This is a genomic window from Streptomyces sp. NRRL S-455 (genome assembly GCF_000717875.1).
Taxonomy (GTDB): Bacteria; Actinomycetota; Actinomycetes; order Streptomycetales; family Streptomycetaceae; genus Streptomyces.
In genome coordinates this window covers 239,108-265,692 of sequence record NZ_JOCT01000021.1, presented here as the reverse complement: position 1 = coordinate 265,692, position 26,585 = coordinate 239,108, and the positions used below count along the sequence as shown (strand labels likewise).

The following is a 26,585-nucleotide window of genomic DNA, read 5'->3' as shown; positions in this document are numbered from 1 at the left end:
TGAACGCATCCTGGGTTATGCCTCGGGCTTGGTGACCGCGAACGCGAACACCGAACCAAACTTAATCAAGCGGTAGTTGACGAATCCCACCTTCTCCAGCTGCACGGGCAGCTGCTTCAGATCCGTGCGACGGATTCCGGTCATCCTGACCCCGATGCGGCTGCTGACGAGATCGTTGACTGCGAAGGTGCTGGCCACGTAAACACCACCGGGCTTCAGGAGCCGGAACACCGCCTCGTAGGCGCCGACCGGGTCGGCGTACAGGTGCAGCGAACCGGGGTTGTTCACGCCGTCGAAAACACCCTCTTTGAAGGGCAGTCGACGCACGTCCCCGCGGACCAGGTGAACGTTGCGACGGCCAACGGTCTCCTGCACCGCCTTGTGCAGCATCGCCTCGGAGATGTCCAGGCCGATCACGGTCGCCTCGGGCACCGCCCCCGCGAGCTGGTCGGTGAAGTACCCCGCGCCGCAGGACAGATCGAGCCACGTGCCGGTGTTCTCCTCGTCTAGCTTCAGCCATTTCCGGTAGATCTCGAACTCTTCGGCGTAGTCCGGGATGTGGTTGCCGAACCCGGCGAAGAGCCTGGAGAAGAACGGGCGCATGACGGCCTCGTAGAGCCGGACGAACGCGGCGCTCTCCATCAGCTTCTGTGCGGTGGTCGGCGCGGCCGGGTCGGGTTTGCCCGGTTCCCGGACCATGTCGATGAAGGCAGGGGTGACCGGGGCGCCTCGACCGCAGGAGGAGCACTTCAGCTCGGTGGACGCGGTCTGCGTGACCTCCGCCGAGCAGGACGGGCAGGCCAGTAGGTCGAGCACCTTGGTCAGCATCGGTTGCCTCTCTTGGATAGCTTTGTCACGTACTGCGGATCGGAGTGCGGGGTTCACAGCTCGATGTGCTCGCCGATCAGCTTGGCGAGGTGACCCACATGCGGGCCGGTGAGCATGGAGAGGTGGTCGCCCGGCGTCTCGCAGACCTCGACGGGGCCGGCGGTGAACCGTCCCCAGCCGCGCGCTTCGTCGTCCAGGATCCAGGCCAGCTCGTCCGGGGGGACGTTGTCCGGGTGCAGCTCGGCGGCCCGGAAGAACGTCAGGGTTCCCTCGTACGGCACGGCGGGGACGTACAGGCTGTGCTGGTCGGCGATGTAGGCGCGGATGAAGCCGCGCAGCCGGGCGTCGTCGTCGAACTCGGGCGGCAGCACGCTCTGCTCGCGCAGGGTGTCGCGGAACGCGGCGAGCTGGGCCGCCTCGTCGAGCTCCCTCAGCCGCTCGTGCGTGATGTCGAGCCGGCAGCCGAAGATCCGCTCGAAGACCCGGGCCAGGGCCACCAGCCAGTCGACGTGGTCCCAGTCCGCCGTCGCGTGCCGCCGCTCGGGCAGTGGCGCGGTGGTGTCCAGCATCCCGAGCAGCCGGACCTCGTGACCGGCCGCGCGCAGCCGGGTGGCGAGCTCCAGGGCGATGTGCCCGCCGAAGGAGTGCCCGACCAGGTGGTACGGGCCCTGGGGCGCGGCGGAGAGCACCAGGGGAAGGTATTGCTCGGCGAGTTCCGCGACCAGCGTCTGCGAGGTCGTGTCCTCGGTGAAGAGCGGCTGGAGGCCGTACAGCATGAGCTGTTCGGGGAGGTGGGCGGCGAGGTCGTTGAAGTACACGAGGTTGCCGCCCGCGCCCGGCAGGAGGAACAGCGGCACCTCACCGCCGGGGCGCAGTCGGACCAGCGACTGCCGGTCGGTGTCGGCGGCACCGCTTTGGAGGGCCACGGCCATCTGGGCGATGGTCGGCCCCTGGAAGAGCACGGACAGCGGCAGCCGCCGCCCGAACTGCCGCTCCACCTCGGCCAGCAGCACCACGGCGAGCACGGAATTGCCGCCCAGGTGGAAGAAGTTGTCGCGCACGCCGACCGAGCGCTCCCCGAGGATCTCCTGCCACAGCAGCGCCAGCCGCATCTCGGTGAGCCCCCGGGGGGCGAGCCGGCCGGCCCGGTCGGTGCCGGACGCGGTGGGCTCGGGCAGAGCGCGGCGGTCGATCTTGCCGTTGGGGGTGTAAGGCAGCTCGTCGAGCAGTTGGAGGGAGGCCGGGCTCATGTAGCCGGGCAGCCGCGTGTCCAGGTGGGCGCGGAGCGACGTCTCCGTCAGCCGGCTGCCGGGCCGGGGCACGGCGTAGCCGTCGATACGGCGCGCCACTCCGGTGCCGTGCGTGGTCGCCGCGGCCTGCGCGACACCCGGGTGGGAGAGCAGCGCCGCCTCGATCTCGCCGAGTTCGATGCGGAAGCCGCGCACCTTGACCTGGTGGTCGGTGCGGCCTATGAACTCCAGGGTGCCCTCTGGACGGAGGCGCACCAGGTCGCCGGTGCGGTACATGCGCTCGCCGGGCACCGCGGCGAAGGGGTCGAGCAGGAAGCGCTCCTCGGTCAGCTCCGGGCGCTTGAGGTAGCCGCGGCTCACCCCGTCGCCGGCGATGTGGAGTTCGCCGGGCACTCCCGGCGGCACCAGCGTGCCCTGCGCATCGAGTACGTACATGCGGGTGTTGGCGATGGGACGGCCGATCAGCGCCGTCCCGTCCGGGTCCACGCGGTGGGTACCGGACCAGATCGTCGTCTCCGTCGGCCCGTACATGTTCTGGATACGGGCCGAGGTCAGCCGGGTCAGCCGCCCGGCGAGGGCGGCGGGCAGTTCCTCGCCGCCCAGCAGCAGCAGGCTCAGGCCGGCCAGCGCTTCGGGCCCGCCGGGCTCCGCCAGGATCATCGCCGCCTGGGACGGGGTGCACTGAAGCCGGGTGACCTGGTGGCGCCGGATGAGCTCGGGGAGAGCGGGCTCGGCCTCGGCGGGGCGCGCGGCGTGCAGTTCGCGGGCCCGGGCCAGCAGCGGCAGGGAGTCGAGGACGGCGTCCTCGTCCATGCCGAAGTCGATGAGCGCGGCCACCTCGTCGACGCCGGTGTCGGCGATGGCGTCGAGCAGGGTGACGGCCTGGTCGACGGTGCCGAAGAGCGCGGCCGTGCCGTAGAAGCGGTCGAAGGCGTGGTCGAGCAGGGTGTTCAGGTCGTCGTCGGGCAGCGCGGAGAGGTCGTCGCCCAGCCCCATCGAACGGGCGAGGCCGGCGAGCAGCCCCAGGGACGAGGCCAGATAGTCGCGGAACGGCCCGCGCACCGCCTCGCGTACCGCCTCCGGGTCCTCGCCGAGGAAGGTGTGCACCATCAGCGTGACCCGTCCCGGTCCCTGGTGTCCTGCCTCCTGCCGGGCCCGGCGGTAGACGGCGACCTTTTCCGCGAGCTGTTCGAGGTCCTGGCCGAGGAGATGGGTGAGGACGTTGCAGCCCGACTCCCCCGCCGCGCGGAAGGTGTCGGGGCTGCCCGCGGCGGTGACCCACAGCGGCAGATCGTCCTGCACCGGCCGCGGCAGGGTCCGCACGGCGGTGGTCCTGCCGTGGCCGTTGGGGCGCTCGACGGGTGCGCCCGACCACAGGGTGCGCAGGGTGGCGATGCCGTCCAGCATCACCTGCTTGCGCTCCGCGTAGTTGCCGGGCGCGAGCACGAAGTCGTCGGCCTGCCAGCCCGAGGCGACGGAGATCCCGGCGCGGCCCCCCGAGAGGTTGTCCACGACCGACCACTCCTCCACGACCCGGACCGGATCGTGGAGCGGCAGCACGACGCTGCCCGCCCGGATCGCTATCCGTTCGGTGGCGGTGGCGAGTGCCGCGCCGATGACGGACGGGTTGGGGAAGATACCGCCGAAGGCGTGGAAGTGGCGCTCGGGGGTCCAGACGGCCTCGAAGCCGTGCCGGTCGCCGAATCTGGCGCCTTCGAGCAGCAGCCGGTAGGCCGCGCCGCTCGCGGTCCCCTCGGTGCCGGAGGCGCTGGCGAAGTAGAAGAGGCTGAGGTCGGCGGTCCTGCCCGGGGCTCGCCCGTCGGCCGGGCCGGGGTCGGCCTGGAGGACGACGGTGGAGCCGTGCGTCAGCGTCCACACCAGCTCCAGGACCGAGATGTCGAAGGAGACGGTGGTGACGCCCAGCCAGGTCCCGGCGCTGTCGGCACCGAACTCCTCGGTCATGGCGGCGCAGAAGTTCACCACGTTGCGGTGCTCCACCATGACGCCCTTGGGCCTGCCGGTGGAGCCCGAGGTGTAGATGACGTAGGCCAGGTCGCAGGGGCCCGCCTCAGGGGCTGCGGGGTCGTCGGGGCGGGTCGCGACGTCAAGGGTGTCGAGTGTGTCCAGGCACAGGGGCTCGACGTCGTCCGGGCAGTCGAGGGTGGGCAGTAGCGCCGAGTCGCTCAGCAGCAGCCGGACGCCCGCGTCGCGCAGGATGTACGCGGTGCGCTCGGGCGGTGCCGTGGGGTCCAGCGGCAGATAGGCGGCGCCGGACTTGAGCACCGCCAGCAGGGCGGTCACCAGCGCGGGGGTGCGCGGCAGGCAGAGCGCGACCACCGTGTCGCGGCCCGCACCGCGGGCGCGCAGTAGCCGGGCGAGCCGGTCTGCCTCCGCGTCGAGGGCGGCGTAAGTGAGGCACGTGTCGCCCTGGACCACCGCCGGCCGGTCGGGGGTGGTGGCGACCTGCCGCTCGACCAGGGTGTGGACGGTGACGGCGGGGAACTCGACGGCGGGGCCGCGGCCCGCCTCGACGAGGGCGCCGCGCTCCTGCTCGGTCAGCAGCGGCAGGGCGGAGAGCCGGGTGGCGGGGGCGGACACCGCGTGGCGCAGCAGTGTCTGCCAGATGCCCAGGAATCGGCGGGCGGTGGCGGCGTCGTACAGGTCGGTGGCGTACTCCAGGGAGCCGCGCAGCCCGTCGGGCGCCTCCTCGACGAGGAGCGTGGTGTCGAACTTCGCGGTGCCGGTGTGCACTTCCTCCATACGGCACTCCAGGCCCGGCAGGCGCGGGGCCTCGGAGGTGGCGTTCTGGAGGATGAACATGTGCTGGAAGAGCGGGCTGTGGCTCAGGGTGCGCGGCGGCTGGAGGACCTCCACCAGCTGCTCGAAGGGCAGCTCCTGGTGATCGAAGGCATCCAGCGCGGTGGTCCGTACCCGTGCCAGCAGGTCTTCGAAGGCGGGGTCGCCGGAGGCGTCGACGCGCAGCACCAGGGTGTTGACGAAGAAGCCGATCAGCGGCTCCACCTCGTGGCGCAGCCGTCCGGCCACCGGAGTGCCGAGCGCCAGGTCGGCCGCGCCGCTCAGCCGCGACAGTACCGCCGACCAGGAGGCCAGCAGCACCATGAAGGGGGTGCAGCCGTGGGCGCGCGCCAGCTCCTGCACCGCGTCGCGGAGAGCCGCGTCCAGGTGGAAGGGGACGGCCGCGCCACGGTAGGACTGCGCGGCGGGGCGGGGCCGGTCGGCGGGCACCTCCAGCAGTTCGGGCAGCCCGTCGAGGCGCCGCTTCCAGTGTCCGGCCTCGTCGCCCAGTGCCTCGGGGGTGAGGTGGGCGCGCTGCCAGGCGGCGTAGTCGGCGTACTGGACGGGGAGTTCGGGCAGCCCGCCCGTGACGTCACCGTGGCCGGTCGCGCCCTGCTCGTTCTCGAGGCAGGCGCGGTACAGGGCGAACAGTTCGCGGTAGAGGACGCCGAGCGACCAGGCGTCGGCGCTGATGTGGTGGACCGACAGCAGCAGATGGGCCCGCGCGGGGGTCTCGCGCAGCAGTACGGCCCGCAGCAGCGGGGCCTCACTGAGGTCGAAGGGTCGCCGGGCCTCGGCGGCGGCGAGCTCCTCGACCGACTCGCCCTCGGCGAGGGCGCGTTCGGGCAGCGCCACCTCAGGGACGTCGACCACCCGGGCCACCGGCTGCTCGTGGACGACGGAGATGACGGTGCGCAGGGCCTCGTGGCGCCGGACCAGTTCGGTGAGGGCCCGGCGCAGCGCGCGGACGCCGGTGTCGTCGAGCTCACCGTCGAGGGTGACCCGGCCGGCGAGGACGTAGGCGGCGGCACCGCTGTCCGGCAACATCTCGGCCATCACCCACATGCGCTGCTGCCCGAAGGAGAGCGGCAGCGGACCGGTGTCCCGGTCGAGGGGCGTGACCGGTGGAAGCGTGCGCGGGCCGTCGCCGCGCGCCTCCCGCAGCAGGCCGATCAGGGCGTCACGCCGGGCGGACAGCCGGGCGCGCAGATCCTCGTCCAGAGCGCCGGGCGGGGCGCTGAAACGGATTCGTCCCTCGTCCTCCCAGACGCGGATGTCACGGGAGCGCAGCTCCGCGAGGAGTTCAACCGGTGAAGTCACAGCTCTCCCTCTTCCCTCTCCGCCGCCGTGCCGGGCGAGTCCGGGTTGCGCGCCGCGGGTCCGGCCGCCGCCCACAGCAGGGTCTCCAGGCTCTCCGCGACTCCGGCCACGGTCGGCCGCGCGAACACGACCTGAGCGGTGAGGCCGACGCCGTGCTCCTCGCTGAGCCGCAGCGCGGCCCGGGTCACCGCGAGTGAATGGCCGCCCAGCCGGAAGAAGTCGTCGTCACGTCCGACCGAGCCGACGCCCAGGACGTCGGCGAAGACGGCGGCGACGGACTTCTCCATCGGGGTGCTCGGCTCCGCCCCGCCGACGCCCTCCGCGACGGGCGCTGGAAGGCGCTTGCGCTCGACCTTGCCCGCGACGGTCAGCGGCAGCGCGTCGAGCGTGACGTACTGGGTGGGCACCATGTACTCGGGCAGCCGGTCCGCGCAGTGCCGCCGCAGCTCGTGCGGCGTCAGGTCCTGCCCGGCGGTCACCACCCAGGCGACCAGGGCCTGTTCGGCGCCCTGGCCACGGGCCGCGACCACGGCCTCGCGGACGCCGGAGTGGCTCAGCAGGGCGGCCTCGATCTCGCCGGGCTCCACCCGGAAGCCGCGCACCTTGACCTGGTGGTCGATGCGGCCCAGGTATTCGATCGCGCCGTCACCGCGATAGCGCGCCAGGTCGCCGGTGCGGTACATCCGTTCCCCGGGCCGGTACGGGTCCGGTACGAAGTGTGCGGCCGTCAGTTCGTCCTGTCCCAGGTAGCCGAGGGCCAGGCACGGTCCGGAGACGCACACCTCGGCGGCGACGCCCTGCGGTACCGGCTCGCCGTGCCGGTCGAGGAGGACGACGCGCACGTTGTCCACGGGCCGTCCCACCGGGGGCACCGGCTCCCACTGCTCGGGCGCGCCGGTCAGGGTGTGCGAGGTGATCACATGGGCCTCGGAGGGACCGTACTGGTTGTGCAGGACGGCTTCCGTGCGGGTGAAGAAGGTACGGAGTTCCGACGTGATGTGGAGCTGTTCACCGGCGGAGAAGACCTCCCGGAGCGCGGTCGGCCACTGCTCGCGCACGGCCGCCACCTCGGCGAGTTGCTGGAGCGCGACGTACGGCAGGAAGAGCCGGGTGATGCCTCGCTCCACCAGCCAGGGCAGCAACTGAAGCGCGTCTCGGCGGGTTTCGGCGTCGACCAGGACGACCGTGCCGCCGGCCGCCCACGTCCCGAAGGTCTCCATCATGCAGATGTCGAAGTGCAGGGGGCTGAACTGGAGCGTCCGGTCGTCGGCTGCGAAGGGGAAGGCCGCCGTCTGCCAGGCCAGCAGGTTGGCGAGGGCACCGTGCCGCATCACGATGCCCTTGGGGCGGCCGGTGGAGCCGGAGGTGTAGATGGTGTAGATCGGGTCGTCGCGCCCGGTGACGGTGGCGAGTTCGGCCCCGTCGCGGTCCGACCAGTCCAGCTCGTCGAGCCGCAGCAGGCGGGTGCCGTCGGGCGTCTCCAGCGGTGCGTCGCTCAGCAGCAGCGGGCAGTGGGCGTCGTCGAGGGTTCCGGCGGTGCGGTCGGCGGGGTGGTCCGGGTCCAGGGGGAGGAACGCCGCGCCCGTCTTCAGGATCGCCAGCATGGCGACGATCTGCCGGATGGAGCGGCGGGCGTACAGCCCGATCAGAGTGGACCGGCCGACGCCCTCCTCGGCCAGCAGCCGGGCGAGCTGGTTGCTCTCCGCCTCCAGCCTGGCGTACGTCCATGACTCGGTGGCGTGCTCGATGGCGGTCGCGTCCGGGCTCTGCGCCGCCCGCTCGGAGAGGTATCGGTACACGGGCCGGTCGAGATCCACCTCGCGGAGCGCGCCGTTGCGGCCGTGCACCAGGTGGTCGCGCTGGTCGGCGGTGAGCAGGGCGAGTCGGGACACCTCGGTACCGGGATCCTCGACGGCGGACGCGACGAGTTGCTGGAAGGTCGCGGCCAGCCGCTCGGCGGTGTCCCGGTCGAAGAGGTCCGTCGCGTATTCGAGCGAGCACGCGAGTCGCTCTCCCTGATCCTCGACAAAGAGGGTGAGGTCGAACTTCGCGGTGCCGTTGTGCACTTCCTCGCGGCGGGCGGTGAGCTCCCCGGCCCGGATGTCGCCGAGCGGGGTCTCGTAGTACGTGAGCATGTTCTGGAAGACCGGGGCGTGGCTCGGCGACCGGTGGGGCCGCAGGGCGGCGACGATCCGCTGGAAGGGCACCTGCCGGTTCTCGAAGCCCTCCAGGAAGGTGCGCTGGACCCGCCGCAGCAGCTCGGTGACGTCGGGATCGCCGGACAGGTCGATGCGCAGCGGCAGCGTGCCGACGAAGAAGCCGACGAGGGTGGCTACTTCGGGGCGCTCCCGGTTGCTGACCGGAGTGCCGATCACCACGTCGTCGGTGCGCGCGTACCGGCCGAGCAGCACCGCCCACAGGGCGAGCACCGCGACATACGGGGTGACCTGCGCCCCGGCGGCGGTCTCGCGCAGCCGGGCCGTCGTCGCGGGGTCCAGGACGAAGGGCACGGTGTCGCCGCGGTACGACTGGCTGACCGGCCTGGGACGGTCCGCGGGCAGCTCCAGGAGCGGCGGCGCGCCGTCGAGCCTGTCCTTCCAGTAAGCCAGTTGTTCGGCCTCGGTCACCGGGGAGAGCGCGGCGCGCTGCCACTCCGTCGCGTCGATGGCCTGGACGGAGAGCGGGGGAAGGGCGCTCGTGTCCGCCGCGTACAGCGTGAACAGTTCGTCGAAGAGGACGCCGAGCGAGGCCGCGTCGGCGGCGATGTGGTGCACGGCCAGGAAGAGGTGGGCCTGCTGTGGCGCGGTGGTCGCGAGGACGGCTCGCAGCAGGTTGCCGCCCGCCAGGTCGAAGGGTTCGCGGGCGACCTCCTCGGCGAGGCGGGCCAGGGTGGCGTCCCGCTCCTGGTCGGTGAGGCCGCTCAGGTCCTCGTGGACCAGCGGCAGCGGGGCCGGCGGACACAGGGTCTGCTCGGGCGCTCCGTCGGCGCCGGCCCGGAACGCCGTGCGCAGGGACTCGTGGCGCCGGACTAGGTGGCTGAGGCAGTCGGTGAGGCGCTCGACGCGCACCGGTCCCGTCAGGCGGACCTTGCCGCTGAGGACGTACGTGGGCTGGTGGCCCTCCATCTGGTCCAGGAGCCACAGCGATTCCTGCGCCGGTGACAGGGGGAAGGCCCGGCCGTCACGCGGCAGCGGCCGGACCGGCTGTTCCGCGGCGGCCTCGGCCCGCAGATGGCTGAGCAGCCCCTCCTTGTGCGCCCGCAGCTCGTCCCGCAGCTCGGCGGTGAGGGCTCCCTTGGCCGCGGAGACCCGCAGCTGGTCACCCTCGGCACGTAACCGGACGCGTGCGCGCCGCAGTTCCCCGAGCAGCTCCACGAGCCGCTCGGGTCCTTCTGAGGTGTCCGCGGTCTTGACGAGGTCCCCGTTCACAGCGTGATCTCCTCTCGTTCCTCGTCGCCGTCCAGTGCGCCGAGCACCTCGGTGAGCAGGCCCAGCACGTGGTCCGTGAGCTGCTCCACGCTGGGCCCTTCCAGCAGCCGCACCATCGGCACCACGACACCCAGGTCGGCCTTGACGCGGACGCGCAGTTCGAGGGCCATCAGCGAGTCCAGGCCCATCTCCACGACGGGCACCTGCGGGTCGATGTCCTCCGCCCCGGTCTGGAGCACCGCGGCAAGCCGCTCGGTGAGGTAGTCACCGACGATCATCCGCTGCTCCTGCGGTCCTGCCTGCGCGCAGCGCTCCAGCAGTTGCGCGGAGCCGCCGGCGGCGCCGAACTCGTCGAGGAACGCGGCGAACTGGCCGGTGGCGCGGGCGGAGGGCAGGGCGGTGAACACCTCGGGCCAGTCGATGCGGGCCACCGTGACCTGGGCGGGCCGGAGCGCCAGCACACGGCCGAAGACGTCGAGGGCCTCAGCCGGTGCCATGCTGCCCACGCCGAGGCGGGACAACTGGTCGAGGCCGCCCTCGCGCACGGCGAGGCCGATCCCGTTCCAGGGGCCGTAGCCGAGCGCGACGGCGTCCGTGTCCAGGCCACGCCGGTGGTGGGCGAGCGCGTCCAGGAAGGCGTTGGCCGCGGCGTAGTTGGCGGCACCGACACCGACCGGCCCGAAGACCGCGGGCAGCGCCGACACGAGCAGGAACAGTGCGGCGTCCCCGAACACCCGGTGCAGGTTCCACGCCCCGGCGACCTTGGGCTCGGCCACCTCGCGCAGCTGCTCGACGTCCAGCCCCGCGAACATGGCGCCGCGGGCGATGCCCGCCAGGTGTGCCACGCCCACGACCGGGGGCAGGCCCTCTCGCTCCAGTTCCGCGCGGAGCGCCGCGACGTCGTCGGCCCGCGCCACGTCCGCCGCCGCGATGTGCACGCGGACACCCCGGCCGGTCAGTCCGTCCACGGCCACGCGCTGAGTGTCGTCGCTCACCCCGCGCCTGCCGACGAGTACGAGATGGCGCGCCCCGCGCTCGGCCAGCCACCCGGCCAGGGCCAGTCCGAGGTCCCCGAGGCCGCCGGTGAGCAGGTAGGTGCCGTCCGGGTCGATGTCCGGCACGGCGGGGGCCGGGGCCGCCATCTCCTCGGCGCGGACCATGCGGGCTGCGAGCAAACTGCCGTCCCGTACGGCGAGTTGGTCGTCGACCGGGGTTCCTTCGTCGGGGCGCGTGCCGGTGAGGACGGCGCTCAGCAGCGTGGCGGAGGCCGCCTCGTCGGGCGCCGTCCGCGCGTCGAGGTCGATCAGGCCGCCCCACAGCTCCGGGTGTTCGGCGGCCAGGACCCTGCCCAGTCCCCAGACCGGGGCCTGGAGGACGCCCGCGGCGGTCACGGCCGTTCCTCCCGCCGGCTGGGCGCCCCGAGTCAGCAGCCACAGGCGTCCGCAGCGCGTGGGGACATCCACGTCGAGGCAGGCGCGCACCAGGGCGAGCGCGGCCTCGGCGCCGCTCTGCTGTGCGGCACGGACCTGGTCGGTGGTGGCGTCCGGGAGATCGGGCGCGTCCAGCGGCCGGGCCAGCACCACGCCCTTGAGCGGCCCGTCCGCGAGGGCGCCGTAGAGGGCCTGGCGGATACGGGCGGCATCGGAGGCGGCGTCGGCTGGTACGACGTCGACGCAGTCGCCCGCTTCCCGCAGGGCCGTGGCGAGCGCCTCGCCGGTGCCCGCCATGTCGGCGAGGACCAGCCAGCGCCCGGACTCGGTGTCCGCCGCGCGCTCGGCGGACACCGCGGTCCAGTCGGTGCGGTAGCACAGGTCGCGGCCGGGGTCCCCGCCGCCGTCCTCGGGGTCCACCAGGCGCATCCGCAGCCCCTGCGCGTACGCGACGGTCCCCTCGGCGTCGAAGAGCCGTACATCGGCGAGGAGTTCGTCACCCGTCTCGGCGGCAGGGGTGCGCACCACATGGGAGTAGACCTCGCCCACCGGCTGCCGGTACGGCTCCAGCGTGCCGACGCCGACGGGGAGCGTGAGCGCCCCGCTGCCGCTGAGGGCGCCGGGTGCGAGCGCCCCGAGCAGCAGAAAGGCGTTGTCGAGGAGGGCCGGATGGAAAACATAGCCCTCCTCGGCCCACCGGGCCGGCAGAGTCAGCCGGCCCAGGACCTCGCCGTCGCCGACCCACATCCCTTCCAGGCATCGCATCCGGGGGCCGTAGGCGGCACCCGCCCGCTCGACATGGTCGAAGAACTCCGCCACCTCGACGGTGTGACCGCACCGGGCCTTGACCACCTCCGGGTCGTCCTCCCAGGCGGGCGGCGAGGGGGAGGCGGCCGGAGTGCGCGCCACGGCGCTCGCAGGCTCCGGCAGCGTCCGGTCCACCACGGCCTCACGGACCTGCGGATCCTGCTCCGCGAGCCGACGAAGCCGGTCGAGGTGGGGCAGCCCGTCGAGCACCTGCGCCGTGGTGGGGCCGAAGTCCAGCAGGCAGGCGACCTCGTCCACGAACGGGGCCAGCCGGCGCACCAGCGGCAGACAGGACTCGGGCGAGCCGATCAGCGAGCGGGCGGAGGCGAACCGGTCGTACAGGAAGCCGGCGAACTGTGTCAGCTCCGCCTCCGGCAGGGCCTCGATGTCCGTGGCGGAATCCCGGCCACGGCTGCTCGCGAGTCCCTTGAGCAGGCCCATGTTCCCCTTCAGATAGGCGCAGTAGGGGTCTCGGGCCAGCTCGGTCGCGGTCCCGGCGTCGGCGCCCACGAAGCTGTGCAGCATGACGGTGACCCGGCCCGAGGCGGGGTCGAGACCCGCATCGGCCCGCGCCTTGCGGTAGACCGCGACGTTCTCGGCGAGCCCGTCCACGCCCTGGTCGAGCAGGTGGGTGAGGAGATTCGCCCCGGCCCGCCCGGCCCGGGCGAAGCTCGCGGGCGAGCTGGCCGCCGTCAGCCACAGCGGCAGCTCCCGCTGGACGGGCCGCGGGTAGGTGCGCAGGCTGACGGGTTCACCGGTGCCGCTGGTCGCGGTGACCGCCTCGCCCCGCCACAGCGCGCGCAGCTGCTCCATGCCCTCCTCGAGGTGGCGGGCGCGCTCGGCATACCGCTCGGGGAAGTAGGCGAAGTCGTTCGGGTTCCAGCCGGAGGCGAGGGAGATCCCGGCCCGGCCTCCGGACAGGTTGTCCACGACGGCCCACTCCTCGGCCACCCGCAGCGGGCTGTGCAGGGGCAGCACCACGCTGCCCGCGCGCAGCCCGATCCGGCTGGTCTCGCGCGCCAGGGCGGCGTGCAGCAGGGCCGGGTTCGGGTAGAGCGAGCCGAGCGGGGTGAAGTGCCGCTCGGGAACCCAGACGTTCTCGAAGCCGTGCGCGTCACCGAACCTGGCGCTCTCCAGCAGCATGTCGTACCGGGCGTCTTCAGCCAGCGCGTTCTCGTCACTGGCGAAGAACATCAGGCTGAATTTCATGACGTGTTCTCCCCGTTCTCCGCGCTCTTCGCGTTCTCCCCGTGCCGCCCGTGCCGCCCGTTCCCCACGTGCTGTACGGGCACCATGCGGGCCGAGGCGTGCTGGGTCCACTTGGTGGCGGTGTCGCCCTCGGCCTTGCTGTGCACGGTGAAGGCCAGTGCTCCGTCGGAGCCGTCCCGCAGTCCGACCTGGACGATCCGCGCGCCGTCCGGCGGGATGCTCAGAACGCTGTGGTAAGCGACGTCCTGGAGCCGGTACGGCACGCCCGGCGCGAGCTCGCGGGCGGCGGCGAGCGCCATGTCGATGTAGCTGGTGCCCGGTGCGACGACCCGGCCCTGGATGACATGGTCGTCCAGGACCGCGACCTGGTCGCGGGCGAGCGACCGCTGCCACACATGCCTGCCGGGATCGGCCGCCACACCCTCCATACGCCGCCCCAGCAGAGGGTGACGGCCGGGCTCCCCGGCGAGGGCGACGCCGTCGGCGGGCGCTGCCTCCAGAGTGTCGGGCAGCCAGAACCTGCGGCGTTGGAAGGGGTAGCCGGGCAGCTCGGTCGGCCGCCCCGAGTGCACCCGCGCCCAGTCCACGGCCACGCCTGCCGCCCACGCGGCGCCCAGCGCATCCAGCAGCGCGCGCTGTTCGGGCCTCCCGGAGCGCAGCGAGGCCAGCCACACCGAACCCGGCTGTCCCTGCGTCTTCGCGGACTCACGCCGCACCGCGCGCCGGGCCAGCGGAGCGAGCACCGCGTCGGGCCCGACCTCGATGCCCGCCGTGCACCCCTCATGGCTCAGGGTGGCGATCGTGTCCGCGTACCGGACGGTGCCGCGCAGCTGCTCCACCCAGTAGTCCGGGGTCGCCATGCGGCGTCCGATCAGCTGGCCGGTCAGCGAGGAGACCACCGGGTGCTGGGGAGCGCGCATCCGCACCCCTTCCGCCGCGGCACGGAACTCCTCCAGTACGGGGTCCATGAGCGGTGAGTGGAAGGCGTGCGACGTACGGATCTGCTGCGCGACGACGCCCGTTTGCGCCAGCTCGTCCACGACCTTGGCGACCGCGGCGGCGGCGCCCGAGAGCACGACCTCGCCCGGTCCGTTCACGGCGGCCAGCGCCACCTCGTCGGCGTACGGGGCGAGGGCCGCGAGCGCGCGCTCCTCGCTCACCCGCACGGCGTACATCACGCCGCCCGGCGGGAGGCCCTGCATCAGCCGGGCGCGGGTGCCGAGCAGGGTCAGCGCGTCCTCCAACGCGAACACCCCGGCGAGGGTGGCCGCGACGAACTCGCCGACGCTGTGCCCGAACAGGTAGTCCGGCTCGACACCGAGCGAGCGCCAGAGCTCGGCCAGGGCGTACTCCGTCGCGAAGATCGCGGGCTGGGCGTACTCGGTGCGCGCCAGTGACTCCTCGTCCCGCACGACGTGGTGCAGGTCGAAGCCGAAGCGTTCCTTCAGCAGCGCCGCGCACCGGTCGAACGCCTCCCGGAACACCGGCCACTCACGGTGCAGTTCGGTGCCCATGCCCACCCGCTGGGAGCCCTGGCCGGTGAAGAGGAAGGCCATCACGGGGGCCTTGCGCGGGGCGCGGCCACGGGCGCCCGCGGCCGCGGGCCGGCCCTCGGCGGCGAAGCGCTCCAGGGCGGCACGGGCCTCCTCGGCGGAATCCGCGGTGACGGCGAGCCGCTCCGGGAGAGCGGTCCTGCCCTGGGAGGAGGTCCAGGCGACATCAGCCAGATCCCCGGGGTCGCTGCCGGTCCGGGCGAGCCGGTCGGCGTAGCGGGACGCCAGGTCACGCAAGGCCTCGGGGGTCCTCGCGGAGAGCAGCAGCGCCTCAGGCCGCCGTGCCTCCTTGGTACCGGGGACGGCGGCCGGCGTCGGCGCCGCCGAGAGCACCACGTGCGCGTTGGTCCCGCCGAAGCCGAAGGCGCTCACCCCGGCGGTACGCCGGTCCTCGGGCCAGGCCAGAGGAGCGGTGGGGATCTCCAACGGCGAACCGGCCGCATCGATGTGGGGGTTGAGCCGGGTGAGGTGGAGGTGCGGCGGCACGGTGTCGTGCTGAAGAGCCAGGACGACCTTGATGACACCGGCGATACCGGCCGCGGACTCCAGGTGGCCGATGTTGGTCTTCACCGATCCGAGATAGCAGGGCCCGGCGGCGTCCCCCTCGGCGGCCGGCTCCGTCACAAGCGCCTCGGTCAGGGCCTCGTACTCGATGGGGTCGCCGAGTGCGGTGCCCGTGCCGTGGGCCTCGATGTAGCCCAGCTCGCGCGGAGCGATGCCGGCGGCGCTCCAGGCAGCGCGCAGGACCTCCGTCTGGGCGCGGCCGTGCGGGGCGGTCAGGCCGTTGGAGCGGCCGTCCTGGTTGACGGCCGAGCCCCGTACGACGGCGAGCACGCGGTCGCCGTCGGCCAGCGCCAGCGAGAGCGGTTTGAGGATGACGGCCCCGCAGCCCTCGGAGCGCACGTAGCCGTCGGCGCGCTCGTCGAACGCCTTGCAGCGGCCGTCGGACGCCATCATCTGGGCTCGGGAGAAGACCGCGGTGAGGTCGGGGGCGAGGAGCAGATTGACCCCGGCGGCCACCGCCAGCGAGGACTCCCCACGGCGCAGGGCCTCGCACGCCTGGTGCACGGCGACGAGCGAGGAGGAACACGCGGTGTCCAGAGCAAGACTCGGACCGCGCAGGTCGAGGAGGTACGACAGCCGGTTCGCGGCGACGCTCAGGGCGTTGCCCGTGCCGTAGTACGCGCCCAGGGCGCCCTTCGCTCCGGCGGTGAGCCGGCTGTAGTCGTTGTTGCTGATGCCGACGAAGACTCCGGTGTCGCTGCCCGCGAGGGCCGCCGGGACGATCGCCGCGTTCTCCAGGGCCTCCCACACGACCTCCATGAGGAGCCGCTGCTGGGGGTCGATGGCCACCGCCTCGGCGGGCGAGATGCCGAAGAACTCGGGCTCGAATCCCGCGACGTCCCCGAGGAAGCCGCCCCAGCGGGTGCTGGCGGTGCCGTCCCGCTTGAGCTCCGGGTCGTAGAGCCGCTCCGCGTCCCATCGGTCGGCGGGCACCGGGGTGACGGCGTCGCCGCCGCCGTGCAACAGCGTCCAGAACTCCTCGGTGTTCTCGGCGCCGGGGAAGCGGCAGGCCATGCCGACGACGGCGATCGGCTCGGCCGCGGCCGGCGCGGCGGGCGGGGCGGGCGTGCCGGGCCGCGGGGCGGCCTGCGTGCCCGCCTCGTGCCCGGCACTCCGTCCGGCGAGGTGGCGGGCGGCGGCCTCGGCCGTCGGGTGCTGGTAGAAGAGGGCGGCGGGCACGCGGCGGCCCAGTTCCCGCTGGAGCGAGCCGGAGATCGCCACGGCGGAGGCCGAGTCGACCCCATAGGTGTGGAAGCTGGCGGTCGGGTCCAGCTCGTCCACGGCCAAGCCGGTGTGCTCGGCGACGGCGTCGAGGATCCGGCGTACCAACGCGTTCTGGTCCCCGTCGGCAGCCGGCCCGTACCCCTCGGTGTCGGGACGCGGCGCCGTCCCCTGTGCGGTCCAGGTGGCCAGCGCGTCCAGGGTTCCTTCGAGATAGCCCTTGCGGGCGGCACGGCGGGCGAGCTTGCCGCTGGAGGTCTTGGGAATGGCTCGCGTGCGCAGCAGCACCAGCGCGTGCAGCGGCACATCGTGCTCCGCGACGACGGCCGCAGCCACGGCGGGGCCGATCCGCTCGGCGTCCGCGTCCTCGCCCCGCACCTCCTGGACGACGACGACGCGCTCCTCGCCGCTCGCGGATTCCACGGAGAAGGCGGCGGTGCAGCCGGGCCGGAAGGCACGGTCGACGGTCTCGACGGTGCGCTCTATGTCCTGGGGGTAGAGGTTGCGCCCCCGCACGATGATCATGTCCTTGATGCGGCCGGTGATGACGAGTTCCCCGTCGGGCGTCAGGAATCCCTTGTCACCGGTGGCGACCCAGCTCGGCTCCCCTTCGTCGGCGAGGCGGTTGCAGAAGGTGGCGGCGGTCTCCTCCGTCCGGCCCCAGTACCCCTGTCCCGCGCTGGGGCCGCTGATCCAGATCTCGCCGACCTGGTTGGCGTCGAGGGCACGCCGGGTGGCGGGGTCGACGATCGCGGTCCGTTGTCCGTGGCGGGCGTGTCCGGCGCCGACGAGCGCGCGCGAGCCCGCGGTGCCCGGCGCGACCTCCACGATCCGGTCGTGCTCCAGCTCCGCCCCGTCCACGTGGACGATGACGGCGCCGCTGTCCGGGAGGCCGCTGGAGACGTACACGGAGTTCTCGGCGAGTCCGTACGCCGGGTGCCAGGACTCGGGGCGGAAGCCGTGCTCGGCGTACATCGCCTCGAAGCGGGCGAGGGTGTCGGCGCGTACCGGCTCGGCCGCGTTGAGGGCCAGCCGCCAGTGACTCAGGTCCAGTCCGGCGCGGTCCTCGGGGCGGGTGCGGCGGACGCACAGCTCGTAGGCGAAGTTCGGCGCGGCGCTGAAGGTGCCCCGGTAGTCACTGAGGGCGCGCAGCCAGCGGACCGGCTCCTGAAGGAAAGCCTCGGGCGGCATGTAGACCAGCTCGCTGCCCCAGTAGAGGGCCTGGAGCAGATGGCCGATGAGCCCCATGTCGTGGAAGAGCGGCAGCCAGGAGACAAAGACGGGGCTCTCGCTGTGCCCCATGGCGCGGGCCATGAGCTCCAGGTTGTGCAGGAGGTTGGCGTGGCTGAGCATCACCCCCTTCGGGTTGCCCGTCGAGCCGGAGGTGTACTGGAGGAAGGCCAGGTCGTCCGGGGTGATGTCCGGGTGACGCCAGTCGTCGGCGGCTTCGAGCGGAACACGGTCGGTCGGCGCCCAGCGGGCGTTGGGGTCGTACTTGTCCGCCAGCGTGTCGCAGAGCCGGCCGGGGGCCGCGATGATCGAGGCCCCGCAGTCCTGGGCGACGGCGTTGAGCCGCGCCGCGTGTTTGTCGGAGCGCGGCGGATAGGCGGGAACGGCCGTCATCCCGGCGTAGAGGCAGCCGTAGAACGCGGTGGCGAATTCCGGACCCGACGGATACAGCATCAACACACGGTCGCCGGGATCGCCCAGGGTCAGCAAATGCGACGCGATGGCACGCGCCCTCCGGTCGAGATCCGCGTAGCACAGTCGCTCCGAGACCTTCACACCGTCGGCGAGAAAGGTGAATGCGGCGCGTCGGCCGTTTTCATCGCCCCGCTGCCGGAGCAGTTCCACGAGATCCCGGGCCTGGACGCCCGGCGGCGTTGTTCGACGAATACCGCTCACGTCTACCTCTCTGAAGGCGGGCTCCGCGCGGTGCGTTTCAGGAGCAGTGCGTGCTGGAACGGAAGGCGAGCAGGTGGGGCGTGCCCCACCTGCCCGAGACAGGCCCCAGGGGTCAGGCCGAGGCGTCCTGCGGCTCCGTCGGCGGGTAGAACAGGTCGACGGCGGGCGCGGCACGCTTGAGCGCGCTGACCATCTCGTCGGCCGAGGCCAGCGGGATGAGCTTGCCCTCGGTGAAGGCGCCGGTGGAGTAGCCGGTCAGCACGGCGGCGTGCGCGGCCTCCGCGTCCGGGAAGTCGACGACAACGGCGAAGTGGTATTCGACGTCGCGGGTGAACCAGTAGTTGACGACCTTGCCGCCGAGCGAGCCGTAGAACTTAAAAGCGTGCTCGTCCCTGGCGATAATCGCCTGCGGGTCCTTGAGCACGCCTTCCACCACGTCCTGCGAATAGCGCGCGAGAATCATGTACTGCACGGAAAAGCCCCTCCCGGAGTGGGTCAGACAGAGTGGCGAAGCAACCGGAATCACTCGTCTCGGGGCCGGACTTGGGCGCTCGACGCTCAGTGGAACCCCCGTTGCCACGGCCCGGCATTTCGAAATGCCATGCTGCCGACGCACGGTTGGAGGGGACAAGCGCCGTGTCAGCAAGACGACATCGGCTGTCGCGACGCGGTCAGGACCGTCCGCCCGGAGGGCGGGCCTCCCGCCCGGACGGGCGGTACACGAGCCGCACGAGGGCGTCAGCCCGGCCCTCGGTCAGCAGGGGCGGGGTGGGCGGGGCCGGTACACCGAGTCGCCTTCGTTCCGGCCACCGCCTCGAGAACCCTATCCGTGCAGCCCCTCACACCCAGCCCCGCGCGGCGGCCAGCATCCCCGCCTCGAACCGGCTGCGTGCCCCCAGGCGCTCCAGCAGGCTGGCGACAATGCGCCGCACCGTGCGGTCCGAGAGGTCCAACTCCCGTGCGATGACACGGTCGGTCGCCCCCTGAGTGAGCATCAGGAGCACCTTGCGGTCCGTCGCGCCCAGGGACTCGTCACCCGCATCGACGACGGCGTCGGCCCGTCCCCACAGCATGCGCGCCAGTGCGCGGAACGCCTCCAGCACCCGCCCGTCCCGGATCCAGGCGTAGTCGCACCCCTCGTCGAACGCCGTGGTGACCAGCGCCCCCGCGTCGGTCAACAGCATGGCCCCCGGCGGCAGTCCGGCGCTCGTCCCCACCTGGAACCCGCACGCCCGGTGCCAGTCCACGAAGTCGGCGATCTCCGGAGTGAGCAGCACCGTGCGGGGCAGCACGGTGCGCACCTCCCCCGCCCGCTCCCGCAAGTGGAGGCCACTGCGGTGAACCGATTCCAGCAGCGGCTCCTCCACCGAGGCGTAGTTCCAGTAACAGAAGACCTCGCCCGTACTCTCCCCGACGATCTCCCGGGCCGCGGACTGGAGTTCCTCAACGGTACGCAGGCGCGGAGCGGACAGCGGGCTCAGCATGACTTCCGGTCCTCCTCGAGGGACGTCGCGTCCGACGGGCGCACGACAGGGGAATCGGGTGCGGGGCACGCTGGGCCGGGTGGCCCCTGGGCCGGGGGCGTGCGGGCGGCGCTGTCCTCGGCCGCCTCCGCCCCGGGCGGCCCGTCCTCCATCGGCAGCGCGCTGACCAGGCACACCACTGCCTCCAGGCCCCCGTGCGACAAGGACCTCAGCCGGAGCCGTCCCCCGGAGGACTCGATGAGCTTGGTGGCGATGGAAAGCCCGATACCGCTGCCGCCTGACGCGTCCCGGCTCCAGCCGCGCTTCAGCGCCAACTTCCTTTCCACGTCGGACAGTCCTGGGCCCTGGTCCCGCACCGCGATGCGCAGGCCGCCGTCCTCCCGCTCGACTCGGACCTCCACCACGCTGTCCTCGGGCGCGTATTTCAAGGCGTTGGCCAGCAGCACGTTGAGGGTCTGCTCCACCGCGCCGACCCTGGTCATGGCCCAGGCCCGACGCGGCATGCTCAGCTTCAGCCGGACGCTGCGCGCCTCCGCGACCGGTGCCCACCCCCACACGCACTTCTCGGCGACACCGCACACGTTCTCGATCTGGACGCCCGGCACGTCGGGCGCCGACCGGGCGTGCTCCAGGAGATCCGTCAGCGTGCGGTCCAGCCGGTCCACATCGGCCAGCGCACGGCTGATGCGCGCCCCGTCCGCGTCCACGAGATGGGGGCGCAGGTTCTCGACCCGCAGGCGCAGCGCGACCATCGGGTTGCGAAGCTGGTGGGCCACGTCCGTCAGGAAGTGCCTCTGCTCCTCGATGACGGACTGGATGACGGACCCCAACTGGTTGATGTCCCGGGCCAGTGCGCGAACGGCGGGCAGATCGGCGGCATCGGTGTCGACCCGGACATGGAACGCACCCTCGGACAGCGACCGTGTGGTGTCCCGCAGCCGCTCCAGGGAGGACTGCGCCCGGCGGCGCAGTACCACCACCGGCAGCAGAGACAGCGCGGTGCCGACCGGCACCAGCGCCGCCAGCGCGAACCAGGCCATCAGGATCTCGCCACGCAAACCGACGGCGGACTTCTCCACCAGGAGCGTTCCGGAGGTCCCGGCCGGCCCCAGAGCGCTCGCCACGGCGATCCGCTCATGGCCGCCGGGCGGCATCCCGCGCGGCAGCGTTACGGTGCGGGTGCCGCCCTGCGGGGGGAGCCGCTTCGCCTCCGCCACCAGGTCGGCAGAAGATCGCGGCGACGTCACCACCGTGCCGTCCGCCCTCCGCACGACGGCACTGGCACCATCCACGCGGGCCAGTTCGGCCAGTAGGCGCGCCTCGTCGGTCTCCTCCGGGGACTCCCGCGCCAGGGCCCGGACCAGCCCGGGAGTCACCTCCCGGGCCGTCCGGTGCATGTCCTGCGCCGCGCCGTCCACCATGTTCTCGCCGAGCAGCGAACCGAGCGGTACCAGGAGACTGATGAGGAGGCCACCGACCACCAGGGCCTGGACCGCCCCGTACATCTCACGCATCGGATATCTCGGGCGTCAGGTCCGACGGCGGGTGGAAGCTGAACCCCACCCCGCGCGACGTTCTGATCCACTCCGTGCTGCCGAGTTTCCGCCGCAGGCTCGCGACGTGCGTGTCCAGTGTCCGGCTGCTGCCCATCCACTCCTGGCGCCACACCTCCGCCAGCAGAAACTCCCGGGAGAACACCCGACCCGGAGCGCTCGAGAGCAGCACCAACAGGTCGAACTCCTTGCGGGTGAGGTGCACGTGACGCCCCATGACCCGCACCTCGCGGCGAACCCGGTCGATGCTGAACGCGCCCTGGGTGACGACGGTGTCGGCGCGCTCCTCCTGGGCCCCGTTCGCGCGGCGCACCACCGCGACCATGCGCGCCAGCAGCTCCTGCAGCCGGTACGGCTTGACCACGTAGTCGTCCGCTCCCAGGCGCAGGCAGAGCACCTTGTCCATCTCGTCCGACCGCGCCGTCACGGCGATGATCGGGGTCCTGCGGGCATCGCGCAGCCCCCGGCACACCTCCAGTCCGTCCATGTCCGGCAGATTGAGGTCGAGCAGAATGACCTCACCCGGGTCCTGCACCCGTAACGCCGCCCGGCCGGTGGACACATGGTCCACCGTCCAGCCGTGGCTCTCCAGTCCTTCCGTGAGGGCGCTCGCCACCTCTGCGTCGTCCTCCACCAGCAAGACCTTCATGCGACCCCCGTTGGTCAACATATGACTGTGGAACGTAAGTCAACGTACGCCAGACACCCCACATGTCGTGCCCGCTACAAAGTTTTGACGTTGTGTTACAGATCCACAAGCACGTTTCTTTCACTGCCGCCCTACTGTCGGAGGCCCGGTAAGCCACTCCGGGACGCCAACGGGGCTCGCGAAGGGGATAGTGCGCGCGATGTGGAGGTTCCTGACAAATGCCGCGCCCAGGTCGCTGACCGCCTGGGTGCTGTGGGGCCTCATTCTCGGCGGCGCCTTCGGGGCCGCGGCACCCGGACTCGCCGTTCGTCTGCACGTGGTCGCCGACGGCTTCGTGTCCATGATGATGCTGCTGATTCCGCCGATCATCTTCACCACCGTGGCCGGCGGCATGGCCTCGCTGGGCAGTGGACGCCAGATGCGCCACCTCTCGCTGAAGGCCCTGATCTACTACGAGGTGGCCACCGCGGCCGCCCTCGTCATCGGGCTGCTCGTCGGAAACCTCCTCTCCCTGCTGCCTCTTCGGGAGGTCCCGCAGGAGCAAGCCGCCGATCAGGTCGCCGCACTGCGGAACCAGGTCGAGGACTTCTCCATCGGCCTCGACACCCTCCTCCCGGAGAGCTTCTTCTCCGCCTTCACCAGTGGAAATCCGCTGCACGCGCTGTGCGTCGGAGCGCTGGTCGGCGGTGCGATGATCCTGGGGGGTGAACGGGTCGTCCCCGTACTGGACTTGATCAACCGGTGCAGTCACCTGCTCTTCTGCGCCGTACGCCTCATCCTCGTCTGTGCCCCGCTGGCCGCCTTCGCCGGCAGCGCGTACACCGCCAGCCGGTTCGGTGTGATGCATCTGAGCGGGCAGCTCTATCTCTTCCTCACCTTCGCTCTCACCTGCACCGTCGTGGTCCTCGGCGGGCTGGGCCTGCTGGCGCGGCTGCACGGCTGGTCGCTGCTCGGCCTGCTGAGGTACCTACGGCACGAGATACTGCTGGTCATCGGGACCTCGTCCTCGGGCCCGGTCTTCCCCCGCGTCCTGCGCAAGCTGGAACTGGCGGGGGTTCCTCGGGCGACGAGCGCCCCCCTGATGGCCGGCGGCCAGTCCCTGCACCTGATCGGCACCTGCATCTACCTCACGCTGGCCGCGGTCTACGTGTCCGCCGTGACAGGGGATCCACTCTCCCCCACGGACCAGTTCCTCTTCGTCGTCCTGTCGATGGTGATGTCCAAATCGGCGGTCGGTGTCACCGGTTCCGGGCTGCTGACGCTGGTCGCGACGGTCTCTTTCACCCAGTCGTTCCCGCTCACGGCGATCGCCCTGCTGATCGGCATCGACCGCTTCATGTCGGAGTTCCGGGCCATCACCAACCTGATCGGGAACGCGGTCGCCACCCTGGTCATCACCCGGTGGGCCGGACAACTCGACCTCGATCGACTGCACCTGACGCTGTCGGCGCGGCGTCCCGTCGAACCGGACCGGCCCGGCGAGGACACCTCCGTCGTCGAGGTCCGCATTTCCGACGACTGACCCACCCCGGTAAACCACACACGCCCTCGCTTTCCACCCGTATGCCCACCCATGCCGAACCTCGCCCGTTATCCACCCTGTTTCCCTGCCACCCTCCCTCCCCCTCCTCCGCCCCCGCCCTCCTGCCTTTCCGTCATCGCGTCATCGCGTCATCGCGTCACCATGGAAAGAGGCCGTACGGCATGACAGTGAACGCCACCGCAACCGCCCCGAGTCGCTCGCCACGAACCCCGGCACGACCGACCCTCCACCACCCGGACCGGAGGTTCCGCTCCGCCCTCGCGACGGCCCGGCACGAACTCGTCCTCGTCCGCTCGGGCGAGACCATGAGCCCCGTCGAACGGGAGGGGGAGCGGCTGCTGTTGTTGAACCTTCTGCGGCGCTGGGTACGGATATCGGTCATCTGGGAGGAGCGGCTCGCCGCCCTTCCCGACGTCCGCGCCTACGTGGAGTGGCAGGCCCGCTCAGGAATCCAGGTGCGTACCTCGGCACAGGTCCCCGTCCCCCTCTCGGTGGTCGACAACACCACGGCCGTTGTCGGCTCCTTTGCCGGCGGGGGGAGCGCCGGCCGGGACCGGGAGGAGAACACCACCGTTTCCGACTGCCCCGAGACCGTGAGCATGCTGCACTACCTCTTCCTGGGCCTGTGGGACGAGGCGAAGCCGTTCTCGGTGAGCGTCCACCCCTCGCTGGAAAAGGGACACGCCCAGGAAGTCCTGCGCATGCTGGCCAACGGCTCCACCGACGAGCAGATCGCCCACCGCCTGGTGGTGTCGAAGCGCACGGTCAGCCGTACCGTCGCCCGGCTGCTGGACGAGATGAACGCGCGCAGCAGGTTCGAGGCCGGAGCCATCGCCGCCCGTCGTGGCTACCTGGACGCGACGAAGAGGGCTTTCTGATCGCGCTCCCGGATCCGCCGGGATCCTGTTTGTGACAGCGCTCGTCGTCGAGCGGACAGAGACCTTCAACACTCCCTACCGGTAGGTAAGTCTGCCTCCGTGACGAGTCCGGGTGACCGCCTCCCCGGCACCGCGCGGGCAAGGTGTTCCGGCAGAAGACGGCACGCGAGAGAAGGGGCGTCGATGACGAGTCCGGAAGCACTGCTGATCTGCGGCAGTCCGAGTGTGGGTTCGCATTCCAGGGAGGCGGTCGCCACCGCCGCCGAGTGCCTGGCCGAGCTGGGCGGGACGAACCGGATCTGGGATCTGGCGACCCGGCCCCTGCCGATCCTGGACGCGGCCCGCCACGGCCGGGGCATGCACTACGCCGACCCGGCCGCGCGCGAACTCGTGGCGCTCGCAGACCGCGCCGATGTGCTCGTGCTCGCGTCCCCCATGTACCACGGCTCCTTCAGCGGAGCGATGAAGAACGCCCTGGACCACCTGGACACCCCGCATGTCCAGGGCAAGCCGGTAGGGGTCCTCGCGCACGGCGAGAACCTCTCGGCCACCCAGGTCTGCGACAGCCTGCGGGTGGTCGTACGCGCCCTGAAAGGACTCGCCGTCCCCGATCAGCTCGTCACCGTACCCACTGACTTCACCAGCACCCACGACGGTCGCCGGAGGCTCACCTCACCGGCGGCACGAGCGCGGCTGACCGCCATGAGCCGCCAACTGATCGCCCTGTCGTCCATGTCCTCGGCCGTCGGCGCTTTCGCCCTGCACGGCAACTAAGGAGCAGGCTCCCGATGTCGACGTCAGCACAGCCCGGCCGCCGCAGAACCGACCGCAGTCACTATCTCTACCTCGCCGTGATCGCCGCCGTCGTCATCGGCGTGACCCTCGGGCTTGTCGCTCCGCAGGCGGCGAAGGAACTGAAACCGCTGGGTGCGGCGTTCGTCGCGCTGATCAAAATGATGATCTCGCCCATCATCTTCTGCACGATCGTGCTGGGCGTGGGCTCCGTCCGCAAGGCGGCCAAGGTCGGCGCGGTCGGCGGTCTGGCACTGGGCTACTTCATGGCGATGTCGACCGTCGCCCTCGCCATCGGACTGGCTGTCGGCAACCTCCTGGAACCCGGCCACGGCCTGCACCTGACGCAGGAGACCGCCGGTGTCGGCGCCGAGCAGGCGAAGGACGGCAGCGGCGGGACCGTCGAGTTCCTCGTCGGCATCATCCCCACCACCCTCGTCTCCGCCTTCACCGAGGAGGAGGTCCTCCAAACGCTGCTGGTCGCGCTGCTGAGCGGGTTCGCGCTCCAGGCGATGGGCTCGGCCGGGGAGCCGATCCTGCGGGGGATCGGACACATCCAGCGGTTGGTCTTCCGCATCCTGTCGATGATCATGTGGGCCGCTCCGGTCGGCGCGTTCGGCGCGATCGCCGCCGTGGTGGGCGAGACCGGCACCGACGCCCTCGCGTCCCTCGCCGTCATCATGACCGGCTTCTACGTCACCTGCGTCCTGTTCGTCTTCCTTGTGCTGGGCCCCCTCCTGAAGCTGTGCACCGGCATCAGCATCTTCTCCCTGCTGAGGTACCTGGGCCGCGAGTTTCTGCTGATCCTCTCCACCTCCTCCTCCGAGACGGCGCTGCCGCGCCTGATCGCGAAGATGGAGCACCTGGGCGTCTCCAAGCCCGTGGCCGGCATCACCGTCCCGACCGGCTACTCCTTCAACCTCGACGGTACGGCCATCTACCTCACGATGGCCTCGCTCTTCGTGGCCGACGCCATGGGTGATCCGCTCTCCATCGGGCAGCAGATCTCTCTCCTGGTCTTCATGATCATCGCGTCGAAGGGCGCGGCGGGCGTCACCGGCGCCGGGCTCGCCACCCTCGCCGGCGGCCTCCAGTCCCACCGCCCCGAACTCGTCGAGGGCGTCGGCCTGATCGTCGGCATCGACCGCTTCATGAGCGAGGCCCGCGCCCTCACCAACTTCGCGGGCAACGCGGTCGCCACCGTCCTCGTCGGCACCTGGACCAAGGAAATCGACAAGGAGCGGGTCGGCCAGGTCCTCGGCGGCCGACTCCCCTTCGACGAGGCCACCTTCGTCGCGGACGTCCCCGAGAGCGACCACGGCGACACCGGACCGAGTACGCACTTGACCGCGAGCGCCCCTGCCAAGTGATGCGA

The 26,585-nt window shown here is 71.8% G+C and carries 13 protein-coding genes; 4 read left to right on the top strand and 9 right to left on the bottom strand.

Going from position 1 to position 26,585, the window contains the following annotated elements:
• Positions 1-15: 15 nt before the first annotated feature.
• From IE97_RS39400 to IE97_RS0126470, 9 genes are all read right to left on the bottom strand, one after another.
• Entirely contained in the window at positions 16-885 is an 870-nt protein-coding gene (locus IE97_RS39400) for a class I SAM-dependent methyltransferase (protein ID WP_158708338.1), read from the bottom strand.
• Positions 882-6,194 carry a MupA/Atu3671 family FMN-dependent luciferase-like monooxygenase gene (locus IE97_RS0126505; RefSeq protein ID WP_037844853.1) on the bottom strand — a complete coding sequence of 1,771 codons (5,313 nt, stop codon included), beginning with the start codon at positions 6,192-6,194 and terminating at the stop codon, positions 882-884. The genes IE97_RS39400 and IE97_RS0126505 overlap by 4 nt, the downstream gene beginning before the upstream one ends.
• A complete protein-coding gene (locus IE97_RS0126500) occupies positions 6,191-9,622 on the bottom strand; it encodes a non-ribosomal peptide synthetase (protein WP_051705121.1) in 3,432 nt (1,143 codons plus the stop codon). Before IE97_RS0126500 ends, IE97_RS0126505 begins: the two co-directional genes overlap by 4 nt.
• Positions 9,619-13,068 (bottom strand): MupA/Atu3671 family FMN-dependent luciferase-like monooxygenase, encoded by a 3,450-nt coding sequence (locus tag IE97_RS0126495; RefSeq protein ID WP_078603390.1) that lies wholly within the window; start codon positions 13,066-13,068, stop codon positions 9,619-9,621. Before IE97_RS0126495 ends, IE97_RS0126500 begins: the two co-directional genes overlap by 4 nt.
• Positions 13,065-18,311, bottom strand: a complete 5,247-nt coding sequence (locus IE97_RS39395) for a type I polyketide synthase (protein WP_158708337.1) — start codon at positions 18,309-18,311, stop codon at positions 13,065-13,067. The genes IE97_RS0126495 and IE97_RS39395 overlap by 4 nt, the downstream gene beginning before the upstream one ends.
• A gap of 112 nt (positions 18,312-18,423) precedes the next feature.
• Positions 18,424-18,774, bottom strand: a complete 351-nt coding sequence (locus IE97_RS0126485; protein WP_234310764.1) for a GYD domain-containing protein — start codon at positions 18,772-18,774, stop codon at positions 18,424-18,426.
• A 376-nt stretch (positions 18,775-19,150) separates the two neighbouring features.
• Positions 19,151-19,795, bottom strand: a complete 645-nt coding sequence (locus tag IE97_RS39390; protein ID WP_030245505.1) for a helix-turn-helix transcriptional regulator — start codon at positions 19,793-19,795, stop codon at positions 19,151-19,153.
• A complete protein-coding gene (locus IE97_RS0126475; protein ID WP_030245503.1) occupies positions 19,789-21,309 on the bottom strand; it encodes a sensor histidine kinase in 1,521 nt (506 codons plus the stop codon). Before IE97_RS0126475 ends, IE97_RS39390 begins: the two co-directional genes overlap by 7 nt.
• Complete coding sequence (locus IE97_RS0126470; protein WP_037844805.1) at positions 21,302-21,997, bottom strand: response regulator transcription factor; 696 nt, start codon at positions 21,995-21,997, stop codon at positions 21,302-21,304. Before IE97_RS0126470 ends, IE97_RS0126475 begins: the two co-directional genes overlap by 8 nt.
• A gap of 199 nt (positions 21,998-22,196) precedes the next feature.
• Between IE97_RS0126470 and IE97_RS0126465 the strand changes: the two genes are divergently transcribed.
• The 4 genes from IE97_RS0126465 (at position 22,197) to IE97_RS0126450 (ending at position 26,580) form a co-directional block, all read left to right on the top strand.
• Positions 22,197-23,519 (top strand): cation:dicarboxylate symporter family transporter, encoded by a 1,323-nt coding sequence (locus IE97_RS0126465; RefSeq protein WP_078603388.1) that lies wholly within the window; start codon positions 22,197-22,199, stop codon positions 23,517-23,519.
• 182 nt (positions 23,520-23,701) lie between these two features.
• Positions 23,702-24,418 carry a response regulator transcription factor gene (locus IE97_RS0126460; RefSeq protein WP_030245496.1) on the top strand — a complete coding sequence of 239 codons (717 nt, stop codon included), beginning with the start codon at positions 23,702-23,704 and terminating at the stop codon, positions 24,416-24,418.
• A 183-nt stretch (positions 24,419-24,601) separates the two neighbouring features.
• Positions 24,602-25,192: an NADPH-dependent FMN reductase gene (locus IE97_RS39385; protein WP_051705116.1), complete on the top strand. Its 591-nt coding sequence runs from the start codon at positions 24,602-24,604 to the stop codon at positions 25,190-25,192.
• Positions 25,193-25,206: 14 nt separating this feature from the next.
• The gene (locus IE97_RS0126450; RefSeq protein WP_051705115.1) at positions 25,207-26,580 is read left to right on the top strand and encodes a cation:dicarboxylate symporter family transporter; all 1,374 of its coding nucleotides are present in this window, start codon (positions 25,207-25,209) and stop codon (positions 26,578-26,580) included.
• Positions 26,581-26,585 lie beyond the last annotated feature (5 nt).

What these genes read in the sequence shown, in the direction of transcription:
- IE97_RS0126495 (WP_078603390.1), bottom strand. Translation starts at nt 13,068, where the DNA reads ATGAAATTCAGCCTGATGTTCTTCGCCAGTGACGAGAACGCGCTGGCT.
- IE97_RS0126485 (WP_234310764.1), bottom strand. Translation starts at nt 18,774, where the DNA reads ATGATTCTCGCGCGCTATTCGCAGGACGTGGTGGAAGGCGTGCTCAAG.
- IE97_RS39390 (WP_030245505.1), bottom strand. Translation starts at nt 19,795, where the DNA reads ATGCTGAGCCCGCTGTCCGCTCCGCGCCTGCGTACCGTTGAGGAACTC.
- IE97_RS0126475 (WP_030245503.1), bottom strand. Translation starts at nt 21,309, where the DNA reads ATGCGTGAGATGTACGGGGCGGTCCAGGCCCTGGTGGTCGGTGGCCTC.
- IE97_RS0126470 (WP_037844805.1), bottom strand. Translation starts at nt 21,997, where the DNA reads ATGAAGGTCTTGCTGGTGGAGGACGACGCAGAGGTGGCGAGCGCCCTC.
- IE97_RS0126465 (WP_078603388.1), top strand. Translation starts at nt 22,197, where the DNA reads ATGTGGAGGTTCCTGACAAATGCCGCGCCCAGGTCGCTGACCGCCTGG.
- IE97_RS0126460 (WP_030245496.1), top strand. Translation starts at nt 23,702, where the DNA reads ATGACAGTGAACGCCACCGCAACCGCCCCGAGTCGCTCGCCACGAACC.
- IE97_RS39385 (WP_051705116.1), top strand. Translation starts at nt 24,602, where the DNA reads ATGACGAGTCCGGAAGCACTGCTGATCTGCGGCAGTCCGAGTGTGGGT.
- IE97_RS0126450 (WP_051705115.1), top strand. Translation starts at nt 25,207, where the DNA reads ATGTCGACGTCAGCACAGCCCGGCCGCCGCAGAACCGACCGCAGTCAC.